Genomic DNA, 20377 nt, shown 5'->3' on the forward strand with positions numbered 1-20377 from the left:
CACCTATTAATTAGTACTTTTTTCAAAAAAGCACAAGTATGAATATAATAAAATTTAAAATTATAACTTATCAGTTTAAAGCGCATCCTATATTTTTGCTATTCTCAATCATTTATAACAAACATAAAAAGTAAATACCATACTATTTGATTTTCAAATAACACATTTTTTATTTACTACGGTAAACCTACTCATTGTACTTCACATTTGCCATTATTCTGACATAATAAATAACTATAATAAAATCATAAACTTAATAAAAACTTTTTTTCATATATATTTCCCCAAATATATAAAGCAAAGAGTAACATTCATATTCTCAATATGTTTGTTACTCTTTGCTGTATTTCAAATAACTATTAAATTAATACATAATCATGTGAAAAGAATTCCATACTTTTATTACTGAAAATCAAACCTAAACCAAGTCTAAATTGGGTTTAAGTTTGCTCATATAAATATGTCTTAAAAAATATAAAATTAACTAACAATCAAATATTCACCGCTCAACTATTTATTATAATTACTTTCATATTAGCTATTTTTTGTCTTATATTACTTTAAAATTTCACATAAATATGATTACCTATTACCCTGACATGATTTAAATATCGACCCTACTCTACTATTTAAATCGAAATAACCTGTATCCATTAATATTATTGGTTTAACTTTCAGGGCATTTGGTCTCCCATTTTCCAAACAATCTTCCTCTGCATATGTTGCCACAATCTCACCAAGAAACATTGTAAAATCAAATATAGGAATGGTTTGTATCACTTTACACAAATAATTTATTGAACATTCCTTTATCATTGGTGCATTTCCTACTTCATCATAAAAAGATTCAAAAACATTTGATTTATCTACTTTGCTTCCAGAAACAGTTCCACAATAATCAGTTTTTTCAACGTCATCGGATTTAGGAATATTTACAGTAAAAAATCCATTTTCTAAAACTCCAGCTGTTGTATAATGTGAGTTTTTCAACGATATATAAAGTACATTTTTTTGACTTACAACTCCATATGCTCCAATTGTAGCATAATTAGGTTTTCCATTAACAGTAGCTCCTGCTAAAACACTGATAAATGGTCCAAATGGAATATTAGCTATCTTTTTCTTTGTCATATTCATTCTCCTATCTAATTATAATTTTGTTGCAACAACGAAAATTATATAGTATAAGATAATAAAAATATAGACTTTTTCTTTCTTATGAGTTATCATATAGATTAAGTATTCCCCTAACTTAGGATACTTTTTTGTTTTAAAATTTGTTAATAAATACGGTAATAATTTTATTAATGAATTAGCCTAAAGCTGATTTCTTGCCATTAATCAAAAAGTGTAAAGACAAGCTTGCTACCGCTAACTTATATTTATTTTCATATGTAATAGAATTAGTATCCTTCATAAAATTCTTAACATCTTTTAAGCTGATACTTGCATACATAGCTAAAGTATCGTATCTAATTCCAACGTCAATTATCAATACATCTATTATTCCTTTGACTCTGTCATCTTCATTTATACTACGTATCCCTTCAGACAGAATATAAATCTTATTTGATAATGATGAAGGCTCAGGACACTTTGGATTCCACACCAACTCTCTATTGTTTTTAATAGAATCCATTGCATTAGCATAAAACTCATTCAAATTTCTTTTTCCATCCATATAATCTTTTAGCCAATTATAATCAACATTTATCATTCTACTCAAAGTTTCAAGTTCAATTTTATAATCTTCAATCAATTTTTTTATGCTTTCTCTTGTTTTATCAATCTGATTAGAATTTCCATTTATTAATTCCATATCTTATCACCTAATTCTGTAATATATTTTTATATTTTTTTAAAAAACATTTGTGAAAATTAGTTATTCAACACTCTCAATTAATACTAATCAATCTTACGATAATATAATTATTCATCAATCTAACGCCTTTTCATAAAGTATTCTCTTACAAAGTCAGGAAAGTGTATCGCTATATTATATGACATCGGAACAGCAACCTTATAACGAGGTTTAATCCTACTTTTCGAAATTATATTAGCAATAACTTTTGCTGCTTCTTTAGGATCAGTTAAATTTTGATTATTTCTATATTTAGCATCTGCTTCATAAAAAATTGAATAATAAGAATCTTGATTAGTCATAAGATTATTTGAATTATTAACCATAGTTTTAAAAAAATTTGTTTTTATTGGTCCAGGCTCTATTACAGTTGCTTGAATATTATAGTTGTGCAGTTCTAAACGCAACGTATCACTTATTGCTTCAACTGCATATTTAGATGCACAATATGCACCGTTAATAGGTTGAACAAATTTCCCCGAAATTGAGCCAATATTTATAATTTTGCCAAATTGTTTCTTACGCATTTCCGGAACAACTGCCTGAATCATATTAATTATTCCAAATACATTCACATCAAGCATGCTTTTTACACTATTTATATGAATTTCTTCTAAAGCACCTTTAGTTGAGTATCCCGCATTATTTACAAGAATATCAATTTTCTTAAATAGTGCTATCACTTCCTTCATAGCAACTGAAATAGAGTCTTTTTGGGTAACATCTAGTGATAGCTTTAATGATACAGGTAAATCTTCTAAAGTTTCTACATTTCTGGCTGTTGCCACAACTATATATCCTCTCTCAGATAATATGTTGCAAAGTTCTCGTCCAATCCCCGTTGAACATCCTGTAATTAAAACAACTGTTTCGTTTTTCATATAAATTGACCCCCATTAATAAAATCTATGTACATCATAAATCACATGGAGGTTAGCTGCATTATCATTTGTTAATATTAAAATTTTTTCTTAATCTACTAAGTGACACAGGGGTCATTCCTAAATAAGAAGCAATATGATATTGTTTAATACGCTTTTCTAATCCAGGATATGCATTAAGGAACTGCTTATAACGTTCAGTGCTATCTAATGCTTTAAAACTAATTGCATGTTCTTCTTTCATAATAAGAACACTATCAATCATCTTTTTGTAAAATAAAAGTAGTTCATAATTTCCCTCAACTATTTTTTCAAAATCAGAAATTTGGGCTACAATAATTTCGCTATCTTCTAATGCTTGTATATAATACATAGATTCTTTTTGAGATAGATGTGCTACATATGAGAATAGTACCCCACCCTCTTTGTAAAAATATTTTGTTGTATCTTTGCCTGCTTTATCAATATAATAAGAACGAAAAACTCCCTTAACAACAACTCCTATTTCAGTAGACTTCTCACCTTCCTGTAAAAAGAACATATCTTTTTTTAATAGCTTTGGCTTAAAAATTTTCTTTAATAAAATTATGTTTTTTCCACTGAGTAAAATCTCATTGTTTTTCAAAATATTTATCCATAAATCATCGTATACATTTTTACTCATTTAAAGCCCTCGTTCCTTTGGTTTGAAATAATTATTCTTACAACTCTTATACTTTTATTCTTCTTTAGTATTATCCAATCACAATCCACTAAAAATATTGCAAATTTATTCTTATTTATTAATTTTACTTATCTAGTACTGCATATGTCATATATTCGAGTTAATTGCTTTTCTAATGAATCAATTACTTTGTCATAATCCTCTGTTTCTACTTCATTAAACTCTAATGTAACTATTTTCGGATTTGTACGATTAAGAACCCACTCTAACAATTCGTAATCCTCTTCTTCCATAGCCTGATGTGTATCCATTGGAAAACCATTTTCATCATGACCTGAACCATTTGTATGAATTTCTACAACATGATCAAGTGGTAGCCTTCCAATATAATCAAAAACATCCCATCCCCGATATTTTGCAGTAATCTTAGCATGAGTTATATCTAGCAAGAAAGATACATCATTTTCAACAACCAGTTTATAAATCTGTTCTGGCATTACATAAGGATAAAGGTCAAATGCTTCACGGTCATGTGGTGTATCAGGAGAATTTTCAAGTAATAATGGAACTGATAAACTCTTTTTAAAGAACTGAATTTGATTAGACATGCGTTTATATATGTCATCTTCTGTCATACCTGTTAACATGTCCTTAGATCTTATAGCAAGATGAAGACCATAATGTGGTGAATTACATTCCCTTATAATACTATTTGCAGAATTAAAATCAATCCTCTCTAGATCATTCATTCCTGTATTTTCATAGTAGCCTAAACCATGTACTAAAATTGGTCGCATTGAACGCATCGTTTTGAAGTCTTCTTTAAAATTTCCATATCCAAATGATTTAATATAGTCTATTCTTATCGAGTTCTTCTCTATAAGAAATTTTAGTGCTTTTGACCAGTTACACCCAATATACATTTTAGAATTTCCTCCCTATATAATTACATTATTTATTTGCATATGTTAATACTATAATTAACTAATAAACCACTTTATGTAACTTAATTATAGTATACTTTATAAAACTCTATTATTCAATTTCTAAAGCATGTCTTTATAGCTTTCTCGGTGAAATTTACATATTTATATAGCTGTATGAATAATCTAAATTTAATCGTTAATATAATAATATAATTATCGTTATTGCTGCCAATCTCCATTTATCCTCATCATAATCTCGGATAAATTTAATAATCATATTCTTCTCACATAAAATTAGTCATTTCTAACATATAGCATAGTAAAAATCCAAAGTCCTACACCGCTTATTATAGGCAAAATATATGCTGGTATACGATTTATCAAGGTGCCAGCTATAATTAGTGCAATAGGTAAAGTTATTTTTGCTATGGTGATTCCTATACTCAGTACTCTTCCCCTAATGACATCTGGAATAGTTTGTTGAAATTCATAAAATATAGCTATATCAATTACTGATATGGATATGCCTGCTAATAACATTATTGAGCAAAAATATATTACATAGAGGTTATTATTATCATAGATTTTATACTGAATTATAACAGAAAAACCTATTGCTATCATGCAAATTGATAATATATTAGTCATTACTTTTACGATTTTCTGATGTGAGAATTTATTCAGAGATTTTCTTATTATAAGCGCGCCAACAATCATTCCTATTGAGAAAAAAGCTTGTATTATCCCAAACAAATTAGAACTCAATTTTAAAATATTATTTACTATATAAGGCATTGGTACATTTATTGAAAGACCGATAAAGAAATTTAACGCAATAAATGTTCCAAACATATTCACTATACCTTTTTTACTTCTTAAATAGGTTATTCCGTGAATTATATCAGTGAAAATATTAAATTTTTCTCCATCTTTTTCTTCATTTCTGTGATTAAATAGGAAATCCATAAATAACTGAAGAAATGCGGATATCCCAAAAGAAAAACTATTGATTATTATGAAAAGCCTTATATCTAATAAAGCGAAAATCATCCCACCAATCATTGGCCCAAGTATGGAAGATGCAGATTCAATTATTTTGCTAATAGAATTTATCTGAAGTAGCTTTTTTTCTGATACTAGATTTGGTTTTGCAGTTTCAATACTTATCCCATATATATTAGAAAATACATTCAATATAAAGGTACTTAAATAAATCATAGATAAACTCAAAGGATGTTCAATGGTTAGAATGTATAGAACCAGAAATAGCATACCATTTAAAGTATCTGTAATTACTGTGAGTAGTTTCTTATTAATTTTATCAGCAAGCACTCCAGCAAATGGATTTACAAGAACAGTAGATAATGCTCCTATTACTAAAGTCATAGCAAAATTTAGACCTGAACCAGTAATTTTTAATACATACAAGCTAATAGCAAAATTATATATAGATGTTCCAAATACAGATATAAAGCTTGCAATTGAAAATAAAACTATATTTAATAACTCTTTATTCCTCGAAAAGTTTTTTAGTGATAGAACTTTTATTAACATTGTTAATCTCGCTTTCTCTTAATGATAATCTATTTTTTAAATTCAATTTAATTTTAAATAGTAGTGTTATCACCATATCAATAGGTTAATTAACAAAGTTTAATGATAAAATAAATAAAAGATAGGGTTAACCCTACCTTTTACCAAAGATTAAATATGAATATACTTTTTCTCCATCTCTAAAATAGCTTTCATATTTTCCACCTTTTTCTATATAGTTTGATACATTTTCCTCAAAAATATTATAGTCAAGTTTTGAAATCTGTTCTTTAACATTGTTTAAAATAAAATTTTTCCGATATTTATCTTCAATTAAACAGTTTGATGCAAAATTTTTAAATAAAATATACGTCCCTATTATATTTGAACTATCCTTTACATATCTATCAGCTAGCTCCAATAAAAACTCTTCATGATCAAAGCTGTAATTGCTTGTACCTGAAATGTCTAAAAGCATATCAATAGATTTATCTTTTATAGGAATTTGCTCAAAATCAGAACAAATAAATAATATCTTTTTCTTACAATTTATACTCTCTAATATATTTTTTAAAAATAAATGCTTATTTATATCATTATCAACAGCAATGTATATTGAATCATCAGGTAGATTTTTATAAACATTTCTTAGAAAAAATCCAATTCCTGAACCTAATTCAAGCAAAACTTTGTTTTGCAAATTTTCAAAATCAATCTTTTTATAAATCCAATCCATTCCACGATAGACATTATCAAGATAGGTTGTATCAGTAGAATTTATATAATCTGTGATGTAATTAAAGTCAAACTTAAAATCAGAATCTATTTTTATATTAGAAACTCTCAATACTCCATCTTTAATTATGTATTCCTCTCCACAAGAGCAAATCAATTTCCCATTTATAACTTGGTTATTTGCTATATTTCCTTCACGAAGCTTTAAATCCTTTTTACATTTAAAACATCTCAAAAGATCAAGAGCTTTAAAATCTATGCCTATAATAGATTTATCTTTAATTTCTACATTTGAAAGCAAATCTAGTTTTGTTTTAAGCTTTTGCTTCATTAATTTAAGTTCTCTTATTTTATTTTCTATCTCTTTATCTTTGTTTACGAAAAATGCTTTAAAACATTCATTTTCCTCATATCTTGTAAGCTTCGCTAATCTTTTAAACATGAAAATTGATTTAATTTCACTTAATGAAAATCCCATTCCTTTAAGTAATAGTATATCTTCCAAATCACTTTGGCATCTATCATCAAAGTCATATTGCCCTCCATGTTTTTCAGGCATTATCAAAGTCATATTTATATAATGACGCACAGTATCAATAGTTAAATTGTTAGCTTTAACGAATTTACCAATCTTCATATAACTCCTCCATCTATAATGAACTTCGATAACAGCTCTTTTAATTGCTCCACATATTATTCATAGAATAAACTTTTTTAATCATTTAATAATAATTCTGATTTAAATATTATAACGGCGTTTCCTGAAACTTTGGCCTCTATTGGTTCATTGTCTTCTATCTTTACTTCAACTTCGATTATACCAGGCCTATTTATAGCCTCTCCTTGCTTAGCTTTAAATCTAAATAAGGAATTATTATGCTTAACAAGATTGTGATGAACAAGATATGCACCTAGTGGACCATTTGCATTACCAGTAACAGGATCTTCATTAATACCTATTGATGGTGCAAACATTCTTCCATGTATTAAAATATCACTTTCTTTTGAATCAGTAGTAAAAATATAATATCCATTACATTTAATGATCTCGCTTAACTTAGAAAGTGCACTATAATCTGGCTGCAATGTATTTAAGGTTTCAATACTTTTAATACCTATCATAACTTTAGAATGACCTGTTGACACTATTTGAATTTTATAATCATCAAGTAAATCACTTTCTTTAATTTTAAGTGCTTTTAAAAGTTCTTCTTTATTTATACCATCAATAATTTTGCCAAATTCAATTTTTCCCTGCGTCATAATAATTTTGTAATCATCATTTTCTTTTATTATATCAACAGGTAAAATTCCTGCTCCTGTCTTATGATAAATCCTTGAAGTTTCCAGTTCATTTTCGATAGCACGTACATAATGAGCTGCAATAGTGGCATGTCCACAAATAGGAACCTCGCTTATAGGTGTAAAAAAGCGTACTTGAACATCATACTCACTACTATTTGAAGAGAAAATAAATGCTGTTTCAGAATTGTTAAGCTCTCTAGCAATTTTCTGCATTTCATAATCAGTTAATCCATCTGCATTTGATATTACCCCTGCTGGATTTCCTGTAAATTTCTCCTTTGTAAATGAATCAACTTGATATAAATTATATTTTCTTGCCATGTTACCTCCAGATATACTTTAATTTATAGGCTAAAACCATTTCTTTAATCCATGGGAATTAATACCTATCCGTAATATAATTAATTATAGTTTTACTTTAATTCACTTACAAGTGCGCATTTTAAAAGTAAGATTTATGTTTGGATTGAAAAAATAATAAAAATTGCCTAACTTAAAAAACTCTTTTAAGAGCATCACTGATTTCATTCTCAAATATTCCACCATGATAGCACATAATTCTTTCAATATCATAATCCAAAAACTTTTTAACAGAATTTTGGGCTTCTTTCATATCTAGGGTATATTGAGGTACTGCAATAACAAGTTCTCCGTTTTCTACAACTAAGGCATCTCCTGTTATTAATGATTTACTTTCTTTATGATAAATGGATATATGTCCAGGCATGTGCCCAGGTGTAGCTAGGATTCCAATTCCTCCACAACAATCGAAATAATCCCTATCTTTTAACTTTATATCAACGTTACAACTTTCTATAGATTGAAGCATTTTATGAAAATGATCTGCTTCTACTTTCTCATTTTCTGATAATGAATCATATATATTTTCAGCTTGTTGTAATCTTAATGATTTTTTACTTCCACCAATATATGGAGCATCTTCTTCTGACGCTAATACTTTTACTTTAGGATATTTTCTTTTAAATTCTGCTAAAGCTCCTATATGATCATAATCATGATGTGTAATAATTATTTTAGATAAATTTTTTATATTAATATTTTTAGCTAATGCAGCTTCTTCTATTAAACTCAAAAAATTTCGATATCCACAGTCGATTAATATCATTTCATTCTCATCTTCCAATATAACTGGATGTATAGCATCACTTTGTCCTGAAAAATCGAAAAATATATCTAATACGTTTATTTTACTCATTTTAAGTCCTCCTAATAAGATTTCAATTATAGAAAATAATATCATGTTCAAAAACACTATAGTTAATTCTTAAATATTTCTGTATCATTTATGCACATATATATTGCAGTGATAAACTTACATCTAAAATTTTGGTAAACCAAATACTCAATAAAAAAATGTGAAAATTCAATTTCCAAATAATTTTTCCAAAAATAATTTCTTTTCAACTCTGCCTATTATCAATTTTATATTTTATTTAGAATCTTAAGCTTATTCATTATCATATACAAATTCTTATATTCATAGAATTATCATTAACATTCTTCTTATACAAAATAATGGTGATAACCGGTATTTTTTAAGTTTCTACATAATCACTTCTATGATACTCGCAACATAAAATAAAGAAAAATGCATTTTAACAAAGGAGAAAGAAAATGAGATTAAATGGATTAACAGGAAGGGTAATAACTCCCTCAGACAAAGAGTATCCAACTTTGAGACTTGAATATAATCTATCTATTAATAAATTTCCATTAGCTATCGTTTATTGTTATACACCAACAGATGTATCCAACGCTATTAAATGGTGTAGAAAGCATCATGTAGGACTTCGCATTCGTACAGGGAAGCATAATTATGAAGGCTATTCAACAGATAATGGCGTAATAGTAATAGATACGACTCCTATGGACAAGATTGAAGTTAATACTAAAAGTGATACTGTAAAAATTCAAGCTGGGGCAAGACTTGGAAATATATACTCAATAACTTCTGAAAAAGGGTATGCCTTTAATGGCGGAACATGCCCTACGGTTGGAATTTCTGGTTTGGTACTAGGTGGAGGAATAGGTTTATCCTGTAGAAACTTTGGCTTAGCATCGGACAACCTTATAGAGCTGCAATTGGTTAATGCGAAAGGTGATCTAATAACTGCAAATAATCATATAAACCGTGATTTATTCTGGGCCTGTCGAGGAGCCGGTGGAGGAAACTTTGGAGTTGTAACTAGCTATACTTTTAGACTTCATAAGGTAAATTATATTACTCTTATACAGCTTAGATGGAATAATATTTCCAGGGAAAAATTTATTAACCTATGGCAAAGCTGGCTAAGAACTGCTGATAAAAGGATTAGTTGTTTTGCTGGTTTAAGTAAAAAAGGCATATATTTAAATGGATTCTTCTATGGACCTAAGTCTGAAGCTGAAAAGATTTTAAAAGAGTTTTTGCTTCTCCCAGGTTTACTAGATAACTCTTTAATAGAATATGTACCTTTTATAGATGCTGTTAAATCCATTGGTGCTTTTTATGGGCCTCCTGATAGATTTAAGGCTACTGGAAGGTTTGTTTACTGTCATCTAAATAAAACAAATATCAGAAATTTAATTAAGTATATAGATTGTAGCCCTGGAGATGATTGTTTTATCAGACTTTATACTTTAGGCGGTAAGATAAAAGATTTCTCCAGTGATTATTCAGCTTACTACTATAGAGATGCCAGCTATATTATTGGAATAACAGCAGATTGGGAAGAATATGAAGATGGCAATGTATTTAAAAACTGGGTATCAAAAGTTTTTAAATATGTGGAAACCATAACAAATGGCTCTTATGTGAATTTCCCTTATGCTCAGCTTAAATATTATGGCTATGAATACTATGGTGAGAATTATGGAACCCTTAGAATAATAAAAAAGATTTATGACCCAGAAAATGTTTTTAGATTCCCACAATCAATAGAACCTTAACCCTCTAAAAAAAATAGTCTGCTGATTTTAATTCAGCAGATTATTCTTTTCAAAGTTAGGTTACTTAATTTTTAACGAACAATTTATATAGAAGATTAATACTTCTATTTCAAAAAGTCCATAAAAAAATCTAGTCTATCCATTCTCATTTGTCTTTTGAGCTAAAAGCAAACATCCTATAATTGCTGAATTATCTCCAAGAGCTGGAGGTACAATATATTCGTCTAAATTCGGCATTGCAACATACTTTTTCATTAATTGTTCTAATTCTTTTCTTATTAGTGGAAATAATTGACGTTGCTTCATTACTCCACCACCCAGAACAATACGTTCTGGACTTAAAATTAATGTATATGTCATTACTGCTTGCGCAAGGTAAAAAGCTTCTATTTTCCATACTTCTTTATTATCTTCTAATTCATATGCCTTTCTCCCCCATCGCTCTTCTATAGCTGGGCCTGATGCAATTCCTTCTAAGCAATTTGAGTGATAAGGACATGCACCTTCATATTTATCATTAGAATGCATACGAACTAAAATATGGCCCATTTCCGGATGACCATATCCTTCTAAGAGTTGACCATTTATCACTGCACCTCCGCCTATTCCAGTTCCTACTGTTAAATAAACACAACTCTGTAATCCAAATGCTGCACCTTTTTTTAATTCTCCGAGTGCCGCTGCATTTACATCTGTCGTCCAACCAATTGGAATATTATATCTTTCTTTTATAATTCCAACAAAATCATAGTTTGCCCAAGCTAATTTGGGTGTGGTTGTTATATATCCGTAAGTTTTTGATTTTTTATTCACATCAATAGGCCCAAATGAGCCTATACCTATAGCTTCTAAATTATATTTGTCAAAAAACTCAAATACAGATTTCATTGTTTCATCAGGTGTTGTCGTTGGTATACTTACTCTTTCTATAATTTCAAGATTTTCATTACTTACTGCACAAACAAATTTTGTTCCACCTGCTTCAATCGCACCATATTTCATAATAATTCCCCCCTTTATATATAGATATCATAATCATCAACTATACTTAAACTATGAAATATCTTCCAACCAAAAATGAGTGATACGCATAAGTATAGATTATAGTTGGGTTATCTATATTTAAAATTCTAACATCAATCTGATCTTTTCTAAATTTTTTATTTATCTTGGCCAACGTTGTTTCTTATCCATTAATTTTTCAAATTTATTGTGTGGCTCTGATTGATACCAATATGCAACTGATGCAAGATCATCTTGTCGCTCAAATAATCCTTTGTAACATACTCCTATTTGTTGCACTGTAACTTTTAAATCATCTTGAAAATAAATTGGATCTGCTATATGCCAACGATAGAATCCTCGCATCGGTGGACAATCATTATTATGATATGGATTGTGTATTAAATCATCATTTGCTGAATAATATGGATATCCAAGAAACGGCGTACAATAAGTATTTTCTACTGTCTTGCCATCAACCTGTGATGCAAAGCTCCAAGAACCTCCGAAATAATCCTCCATTCCTGTTCCACAAATTGTAGGATATTCTTTATCGCCATCTATATAAAATTTAACTTCTCCTTCTCCCCACCAATATCTTTCTAATGTTGTCAATGCTATATATGTTCCTACATAATGCCCTTTTCCTTTTATATTATCAATAATTACATAGTCTTTCTGTAATTCTGTTATACGCTCACGTCTCCATTGAGCATGAAAGTAAGCAATATCTTCTGGTAATTCATCATACAAGCAGTAATCTATTTGATAGAAAAATGCTGGTATTGTATTATCATGTTGATTTTCTAGTGTAATTTTAGCTTTTTTATGAAAAGGCATTTGAAAATAGCTATTCATCCCTCTAGACGGAACTACTACTATTGGCATTGAATTTACAATACACTCTCTTGAAAAGCCGCAGCAGAAGAAATCTCCAAGAGGACTTTCCACTGAAGGTGCTTCTTCTTCATCCCAATACATTCTTAAAACTAAATCTCTTAAAACATTACAATCTGCATCAGTTGTTTTATTATCAACCGTAATCCATATATGAGTTATAATCCCTGGTCCATCTACTTCAGCTAATGTCACCGTTTTTCCTGGCTCTATATCTCTTAAACAAGGGCTTCCTTTTCTTGAAGGTCCTAAATAACTTGCAGCCATTCCCCCTTTACCTTTTTCTCCGTTTGGATTTTCTGCATTGATAGCACGAGAACGTGCATTTTTTAGCACTGATAAACTAGTAAGTCCATTTGCAAATAAATAATTACTCATATAATAAAATCTCCTCTCTAATCAATTATTCTTTTACACCGCCAGCCATTATACCGTCCATGATTTGCTTTTCAAATAATAATACAAATAATATTATTGGTATAAGTATTATCCATCCCATTGTACTAATTAGATCCCAAGGCATACTATAGGTTGTTTCTTTAGGTATTGTAGTTATTCCAACACTTAATACTTCTATTTTTCTTGCAAAAAACAATGGTGTAAATAAGTCATTTAAACATGTAATAAAATTAATTATGCTTATGGTTGCTATAGCTGGCTTCATTAAAGGTAGTGTCACATAAAACATTTTTTGTATAGCTCTGCATCCATCTACTTCTGCTGCTTCATATATTGATGTCGGTATTTCATTTAAGAAATTATTCAATATTAGAATTGTGAATGGTATTAATGCGCTTGTATATAATATTATTAACCCTAAAAAAGTATCCACCAAATTGAATTTGTTCATAAAATCGTATAATGGTCTTGCAGTTACTATTCCTGGTATTAATGCTGAAGACACTATAGCTCCATAAGCTATTTTTAAACCTCTACTCTTATATTTCGAAAATGCATAAGCTCCTACTAAGCAAATAACAGTAGATATTATTAATGCAGCTGTAGTTATAAATAATGTATTTAAAGCTTTTTCTCCTAACTTTAACTCAAAAAATAATTTTTTATAATTTTCAAAGGTAATATTATCGGGAATATATTTTATAGGTGCTGTGAATAATTCATTTGACGGTTTAATGGAGGATATAAAAATCCAATATAGAGGTATTAATATAACAGCAGATATAATAACAGTTAACCCCCATTTTACAACAAAAGGTACAGTCTTATTTATTTTAAAATTCATAATTATCACCCCTATTTGTTTATTTTCTTTATATATTTAACATCAATTAATGTTAAAACTACCATTGTCGCAAATAAAACTACTGCTAGTGATGATGCATATCCCAAATTTAAATTTGTAAATGCTTCTGTCATTATTCTATAAGATAGTAATGTTGTTGAGTCTCCTGGCCCTCCTGATGTCATTGAATATACAACATCAAAACTAGTGAGCCTCCACATTGTAAAAAAGATACATAGTGTTAATACTGTATTTTTTATTCCTGGCAATGTAATTGAAAAAAATGATTTAATTATTCCTGCTCCGTCTATTTTAGCTGCTTCATAAAGGTCTGATGGTATAAACTGCAATGCTGCTAATACTAGTATCGCAAAGAAAGGGACATCCTTCCATAAATCAACTGAAATTACCGCTATCCTTGCAGATAATTCATTAATTAACCAATCGTAGTGAAAATTAGGTAATATTCGCCTTACTAAATCATTTATAAGGCCATAAGTATCATTAAAAGCCCATCTTGCAGCAAGGCCTGCAACAACCATTGGCATTGCCCATGGTATTAAGACAATTGTTCTTAAAAACTTTCTACCTCTAAATTTTATATTTAACATTAACGCTAGTCCTACACCTAATACAACGTGTAATATCATAGAAGCTATTGTAAATATAGCAGTGAATTCTATTGATGTAGCTAGTTTTTCATCAGTAAACATTTGTATGAAGTTCTGAGTACCAATAAATTTCGCTTCTCCACCTCTTAGTAAGCTCATATCAAAAAAACTATTCTTAAAGGTAGTGAATATTGGATATATTGTTGTAAAACCTCTTAGTATTAATACAGGTGCTACTAGCATCCAAGCTATCCATATCTTATTACGTTTATTACTCATATTCTCCTCCAATCTTTGATAATTGCTATAATAATTTGAATTTTCTATTACCATAAACTCCTTTGTTAAAAAATAAGATTATAGCGTATTTTTATAATTAACTCATACCTAAATAAACTAACAACTCTTAATGCTACTACTATTTAATTTAGGTATGAATCTTTCAATATTTATATCTAATTATTTTTTAGCATATTTATTTACTTCTACCTGTGCCTTTTGGCAGAACTCGTCTAGAGATATTTCATCAGAGGCATATCTTTGGAATAATGATCCCATAGAACTTATAAATTCCATTGCTTGAGGTGCCATTGGGCGTCCGTGTAGTTCAGTATTTTGTAAATACCCCTTAATTGCACTAAGCCCTTCTATTTTAAAGTTTGAATCATTTATTACATCAGACCTTGCAGGCAATCTTGAAGTCATCTCATAATAGTCTTTTTCTCCTTGTGGGCTTGCTGCATAATTCAAGAATTTAATTGCAGCTTCCTTATTTTCTGATGCTGAATTTAATACATAATTCCAGCAAGCTATATAGGCACTATTTTTTTCAAAAGTAGGCATTGGCGCTAAAGTTATTCCGTTTTTACCATATCTACCAGAATTAACAAAATTTTTCATAGCACCTGTATACATAAATATTGATGCATAGTCGTCATCAAAGAATTTTTGCATCATTGGATCATATTGATCAGCCAATTGAGCTATAGGAGTTTCACCATTCTTAGCCATATCATGCATGAATTTAACTGCTTCTTTTGTTTTAGGGTTTGTCCAATCATAATAGTCTCCACCGAACAAATTTACAAAAGTTCCGATTTCATTAAATACATAAGTTTTTTCCCATGCACCACCATATCCATACTTCCCATCTTTGCTGTAGGCCTTAACATACTTTTCAAAATCTTCTTTGGTTTTTATTGCATCTAAGCCAAGTGCTTTTACTTTTGACTGATCAACCCAAAAGCCTAATATCTCCATATACATAGGTACAGAATATATATTGTCTCCTACTTGTATTAAATCTTTTATATAATCTTTAGGAAATTGTGATACTACATCATTTTTCATAACAGTATTTTGTAGAGGCTCTAAGAAGCCCGTATTTTTAAATGCACTGATCATTTCATCATTGATTGTTATAACATCTACACTAGAATCTTTTGATGAAAGTATAGTCGTAATTTTGGCTTGCCTATCGTCTGTATTAGTTGGGCAAGCAATAGTATCTATTTTTATTCCTGTAGCCTTTTCTGCTTTTTCAATATACTTTTGAAAATCTTCATTAAAAGTTGTATCAACTGTCATTAATGTTATTTTTTCAGTTTTATTTGCTGAAGTTTCAGTACTTGATGGTTTTGTGCTTCCACACCCTGTAAAAAATGTTACTGCCATAACTGTCGAAGTCAATAAACACATGATTTTAGTTAATTTCATAAACTTTCCCCCTTAAATATATAACGTTTTCAGTTAAATTTCATATTCATTTTATTAAATCCAATAGTAAATTTAAATATATTATTTTTCTTATAATTTATAATTTTTTTTGTTTTTGATTTTCACAATTTATAAATATTGTAATGTACATAGTTATTATCTATAATAACATTAATGGTAAAATATTACACAACCAAAGGAGAGGGATACTTGATGATTATTATTTATAAATTAAAGTCTGTAAATAAATTTATAAAAAAATATCTTTCTAATTTTCAAAATAAAATAATAGTGTGTTTTATACTTTGTACTACCATTCCTCTTCTAGCTATTGGCTTAATTTCTTATCATACATCTGTAAAAATAGCACGAGATAAGATAATTAATAGTAATCTACTTATAAATAATCAGTTAAAAGTTGATATTAATAATCGTATGATGCAAATTGAGCATGTTGCTGATTCCATTCAATTTTATTTGTATTCTTTAAATAATACTCCAGTCTTTCCTCTATCAAATTATTTAAATACTTTTAACAATACTTCTAATAATATAGATGTATTAAAAAATAATTTTAATATATTTTATATAAATGCTTTTGTAGATCCAAGTTTAATTATAAGCAATAATAAGCTAAATTTTAACAACCTAAAAGCAATTGAGAAATATGGGGTTTCTGAAAACGAATTGATAAATTTAGGTATATCTCCAAAATGGGTTTTTAGATCAAAACAAGTCTTCCCATATATGATTTCTAATACTAACTTAGGAGTGGATTCTATATTTTGCTATAGGAGCGTTAAATACAATAAAAATGATTCTTTATTGTACGCATATTTTGTAAGTATTAAATCAGATGAATTTTCAGATATACTAAAAAACTCTACTGTAGATAATTCAATATCTAATTATATTATTGATGATGATGGAGTTGTTGTAGCTCACTCTGATAAAAGTAAAGTAGGCAGTACTTTAGATAATGAAAAACTTTCAATTATTAAACAAAATGATCTTCACAATGGTTTATCTTCATATAAGGATTCAGAAATTCTATCTTCAAAACTAGTGAATAAGTGGTATATTGTTACTGATATTCCTCAAAAATATATATTATATAACACTTTTCCGCTTATTAAGTTAATTTTCTTTTCTATTTTACTGCTAACTCCTGTATTCATATTTATTGCTATCTCTCTTGGAAAAGAACTGACAAAAAGGCTTAATAAACTATCCACAATAATAAAATCTGCTAAGCTTAATAATAATAGCATACAAATTGACAATCTTAATGAATTGATAGATCCTAACTCCGTACATTGTGACGATATTGATTATATAGCATTAATTTTTCAAGATATGATAAATACAATAAACGATAATTTCAATACCATCTTAGATTTATCAATAAAAAAAGAAAAATTGAATTATGATTTACTACAAACACAAATCAATCCTCATTTTTTATATAATATACTGGATTCTATTCACATATGTAACTCCATAGGCAAATTTGATATTGCAAATCAAATTATTATAGACTTATCAAAGTTCTATCGATACGTACTTCGTACCTCTGAAAATTTAATAACAATTAAGGAAGAACTAGAAATTTCTAAATTATACTTATCAATGGAGAGCATATGCAAAGATGGAAATATAGCTTGGAATTTTTATTTGGATGAAGGTATCGAAAACTTTCTAATTCCAAAACTTACACTTCAGCCACTTATTGAAAATTGCATTAAGCATGGAATTGGACAAGGTAAAAATAAAATCAGTATAGATATATCTATTGTTTATTATGAAAATTATATTTTAATTACCATTAAAGATAATGGAATTGGTATTAATCCTGATAAGCTTATTGACATGCAATCTATCCTAAAAAATAATAGTGTCGATAATAAATATCTAGGATTAAGTAATGTAAATGCTAGGTTAGCTTCTTCAAAGATATCTAAAGAATGTATAAAAATTACTAGTGATCTAAACAGTGGCACCAAAATTCAAATGATATTAAATCAAATTATTTAAAATATATATGTAAGGAGACGTATTTTTGAGAAAAGTAATTATAGTAGATGATAATCATTTATCTGTTGAAGGTATTTATAAAAATATAGACTGGAAATCTTTAAATTCAGAAGTAGCATATATGTTTTATGATTCACAATCTGTTATTGATGCTGTTAAATCTGCTAATATTGATTTAATAATATCAGATATAGAAATGCCTATAATATCTGGACTAGAGATGTCAAAGCAAATATTAAAATTTAATCCTAATATAAAGATTATACTTATAAGCGCATTTGATAAATTTGAATACGCAAGAGAGGCTATCAGAGTTGGGGTCTATGATTACATAGAAAAACCTATTGATTATAATTATCTCAGCACAATTATTAATAATGCATTCGTCCAATTAGAGAAAGAAAAAAGGAATCGTAAAATCTTAAATGAAAGTCGCCCATTAATGATAAGTAAGTTTTTTTCAGAATTAATACATTTAAACACTGATGAAGCAAAATACAATCTTTCTAAATATCCGGATTACTTAAATATAGATTTAAATTCAAAATATTTTTTGACATTAAATTTTAAAATAACAAACTCTAAAATATTAAAAAATGATTTAGGAATTGAAAAATATCATATTTCATTAATAGACTTAGGTGATCATATTAAATCTGCTTTTTCTAAGTTTAAATTATATCATCTTTTAATCGAACGGGACGATATAATTACAATTATTGGTGAAAATTACCCAAATGGAAATTACTTGCTGAATAAAGTTCACGATATACTTAATTCATTCATGGAACACTATAAAAGTGATATATTTGAATTAAATATAGGCATAGGAAGCGTTATTGATTCTTTTTGGAACATGAAAATTTCTTATGATAATTCATGTAAAGCACTTGAATATAATTTTTTCTTTCCTCAAAAAAACATATTTGATATTCATGATATTGTTAGAAAAAATAATGCAAATAATAGTGTTTATATTTATGCCAAAGAAGATAAGCTAATTCAGCTTATTTACAAAAAGGATTTAAACTCCATAAAAAACTGGATACAAGATTTTTATGAAGAAATTCTAATAAATTGTAACAATAAGTATTTAATATTTAACAATATATATTCTATTCTAAGTAATGTGCTAAAACTATTATATAACATGTCTATAAATACTAATGATATTGAAAATATTATAGTAAATACATACAGTAACTTAAGTACAATTTGTAACAGTTCCGAAATAATTAATTGGCTTTTTGATATTTTCAAGATTATTTGTAATAGACTTGATGAATCAATAAAAAATCAGCATGAATATCTTTGTAATAACGTAATTACATATATTCAAGATAATTATAGCAAAAAAGATTTATCCTTAAATGAAATTGCTTTATATGTAAATGTTAGTCCAGCATATTTAAGTGCATTATTTAAAAAACAAATTGGTGAAAACATAAGTACTATTATAACAAATGTACGAATAGAAAATGCTTGCAAACTCCTAGAAAATACAAATCTATCTTTAAAAGAAATTAGCGAAAAGGTTGGTTATGTAAATCAATATTATTTTAGTTCCTGCTTTAAAAAGAAAATGAATAAGAATCCATCTATTTATCGACAAGAAATATAATAAATTTTAATTAACTTTTTTGTGCTTTCTTTCTCCTAAAATTAACTTCTATTTCATTATTAAATTTAGCCTATGTCGGATTTATACTAAATCTAACATAGGCTTTTATACAATATATATTTCCATAATAAGTTTACATTTAAAACGTAATATAAAAAAAACTTACTATATAAAATATTAAATTTCTATTCTTTAAGGAAGTAATTTCTGCAATTTACTTATTTTAGTCTATATGATATTTTATATATAAATAAGTATGTACTTTATGGAAAATGATTATCATATTTTGTTTAGAAGAATGTTTAAATAAAAATAATGATTATTTATGAAACTGTGCTATATGATTTTATATATTAACAGTATTTAATTGGTAGTGTAAAAAATATATGAAAAATCAAT

At 27.9% G+C, this 20377-nt stretch carries 17 protein-coding genes; 3 read left to right on the top strand and 14 right to left on the bottom strand.

What is annotated here, in order from left to right; genetic code table 11:
* Nucleotides 1–582 precede the first annotated feature (582 nt).
* The 9 genes from PZA12_RS17820 to PZA12_RS17860 form a co-directional block, all read right to left on the bottom strand.
* Nucleotides 583–1131 carry a flavin reductase family protein gene (locus tag PZA12_RS17820; RefSeq protein WP_103697789.1) on the bottom strand — a complete coding sequence of 183 codons (549 nt, stop codon included), beginning with the start codon at nt 1129–1131 and terminating at the stop codon, nt 583–585.
* A gap of 181 nt (nt 1132–1312) precedes the next feature.
* The gene (locus tag PZA12_RS17825; protein WP_103697790.1) at nt 1313–1819 is read right to left on the bottom strand and encodes an HTH domain-containing protein; all 507 of its coding nucleotides are present in this window, start codon (nt 1817–1819) and stop codon (nt 1313–1315) included.
* Between the two features lie 122 nt (nt 1820–1941).
* Nucleotides 1942–2742, bottom strand: a complete 801-nt coding sequence (locus PZA12_RS17830; RefSeq protein ID WP_103697791.1) for an SDR family oxidoreductase — start codon at nt 2740–2742, stop codon at nt 1942–1944.
* 64 nt (nt 2743–2806) lie between these two features.
* Nucleotides 2807–3406 carry a Crp/Fnr family transcriptional regulator gene (locus PZA12_RS17835; protein WP_103697792.1) on the bottom strand — a complete coding sequence of 200 codons (600 nt, stop codon included), beginning with the start codon at nt 3404–3406 and terminating at the stop codon, nt 2807–2809.
* A gap of 128 nt (nt 3407–3534) precedes the next feature.
* Nucleotides 3535–4329 carry a DUF692 family multinuclear iron-containing protein gene (locus PZA12_RS17840; RefSeq protein ID WP_103697793.1) on the bottom strand — a complete coding sequence of 265 codons (795 nt, stop codon included), beginning with the start codon at nt 4327–4329 and terminating at the stop codon, nt 3535–3537.
* Nucleotides 4330–4626: 297 nt separating this feature from the next.
* A complete protein-coding gene (locus PZA12_RS17845) occupies nt 4627–5886 on the bottom strand; it encodes an MFS transporter (protein ID WP_103697794.1) in 1260 nt (419 codons plus the stop codon).
* A 133-nt stretch (nt 5887–6019) separates the two neighbouring features.
* Entirely contained in the window at nt 6020–7237 is a 1218-nt protein-coding gene (locus tag PZA12_RS17850; RefSeq protein ID WP_103697795.1) for a MerR family transcriptional regulator, read from the bottom strand.
* A gap of 77 nt (nt 7238–7314) precedes the next feature.
* Nucleotides 7315–8226 (bottom strand): PhzF family isomerase, encoded by a 912-nt coding sequence (locus tag PZA12_RS17855; RefSeq protein ID WP_103697796.1) that lies wholly within the window; start codon nt 8224–8226, stop codon nt 7315–7317.
* Nucleotides 8227–8398: 172 nt separating this feature from the next.
* Nucleotides 8399–9121 carry an MBL fold metallo-hydrolase gene (locus PZA12_RS17860; protein WP_103697797.1) on the bottom strand — a complete coding sequence of 241 codons (723 nt, stop codon included), beginning with the start codon at nt 9119–9121 and terminating at the stop codon, nt 8399–8401.
* A gap of 419 nt (nt 9122–9540) precedes the next feature.
* On the opposite strand from PZA12_RS17860, the gene PZA12_RS17865 reads away from it, so the two are divergent.
* Nucleotides 9541–10854, top strand: coding sequence for an FAD-dependent oxidoreductase (locus PZA12_RS17865; RefSeq protein WP_103697798.1), 1314 nt, complete (start codon nt 9541–9543; stop codon nt 10852–10854).
* Nucleotides 10855–10989: 135 nt separating this feature from the next.
* On the opposite strand, the gene PZA12_RS17870 is transcribed toward PZA12_RS17865, so the two are convergent.
* The 5 genes from PZA12_RS17870 to PZA12_RS17890 form a co-directional block, all read right to left on the bottom strand.
* Entirely contained in the window at nt 10990–11856 is an 867-nt protein-coding gene (locus PZA12_RS17870) for an ROK family protein (RefSeq protein WP_103697799.1), read from the bottom strand.
* 162 nt (nt 11857–12018) lie between these two features.
* Nucleotides 12019–13131, bottom strand: a complete 1113-nt coding sequence (locus PZA12_RS17875; RefSeq protein ID WP_103697800.1) for a glycoside hydrolase family 172 protein — start codon at nt 13129–13131, stop codon at nt 12019–12021.
* A 25-nt stretch (nt 13132–13156) separates the two neighbouring features.
* Entirely contained in the window at nt 13157–13996 is an 840-nt protein-coding gene (locus PZA12_RS17880; protein WP_103697801.1) for a carbohydrate ABC transporter permease, read from the bottom strand.
* Between the two features lie 11 nt (nt 13997–14007).
* A complete protein-coding gene (locus PZA12_RS17885) occupies nt 14008–14886 on the bottom strand; it encodes a carbohydrate ABC transporter permease (RefSeq protein WP_103697802.1) in 879 nt (292 codons plus the stop codon).
* 180 nt (nt 14887–15066) lie between these two features.
* Complete coding sequence (locus PZA12_RS17890; RefSeq protein WP_103697803.1) at nt 15067–16323, bottom strand: ABC transporter substrate-binding protein; 1257 nt, start codon at nt 16321–16323, stop codon at nt 15067–15069.
* Nucleotides 16324–16536: 213 nt separating this feature from the next.
* Between PZA12_RS17890 and PZA12_RS17895 the strand changes: the two genes are divergently transcribed.
* Nucleotides 16537–18357: a sensor histidine kinase gene (locus PZA12_RS17895; RefSeq protein ID WP_103697804.1), complete on the top strand. Its 1821-nt coding sequence runs from the start codon at nt 16537–16539 to the stop codon at nt 18355–18357.
* Between the two features lie 25 nt (nt 18358–18382).
* On the top strand, nt 18383–19978 hold the full coding sequence (locus PZA12_RS17900) for a response regulator (protein WP_161223316.1): 1596 nt from the start codon (nt 18383–18385) through the stop codon (nt 19976–19978).
* Nucleotides 19979–20377 lie beyond the last annotated feature (399 nt).

The organism is Clostridium beijerinckii, from assembly GCF_036699995.1.
Classification (GTDB): Bacteria; Bacillota; Clostridia; order Clostridiales; family Clostridiaceae; genus Clostridium; species Clostridium helianthi.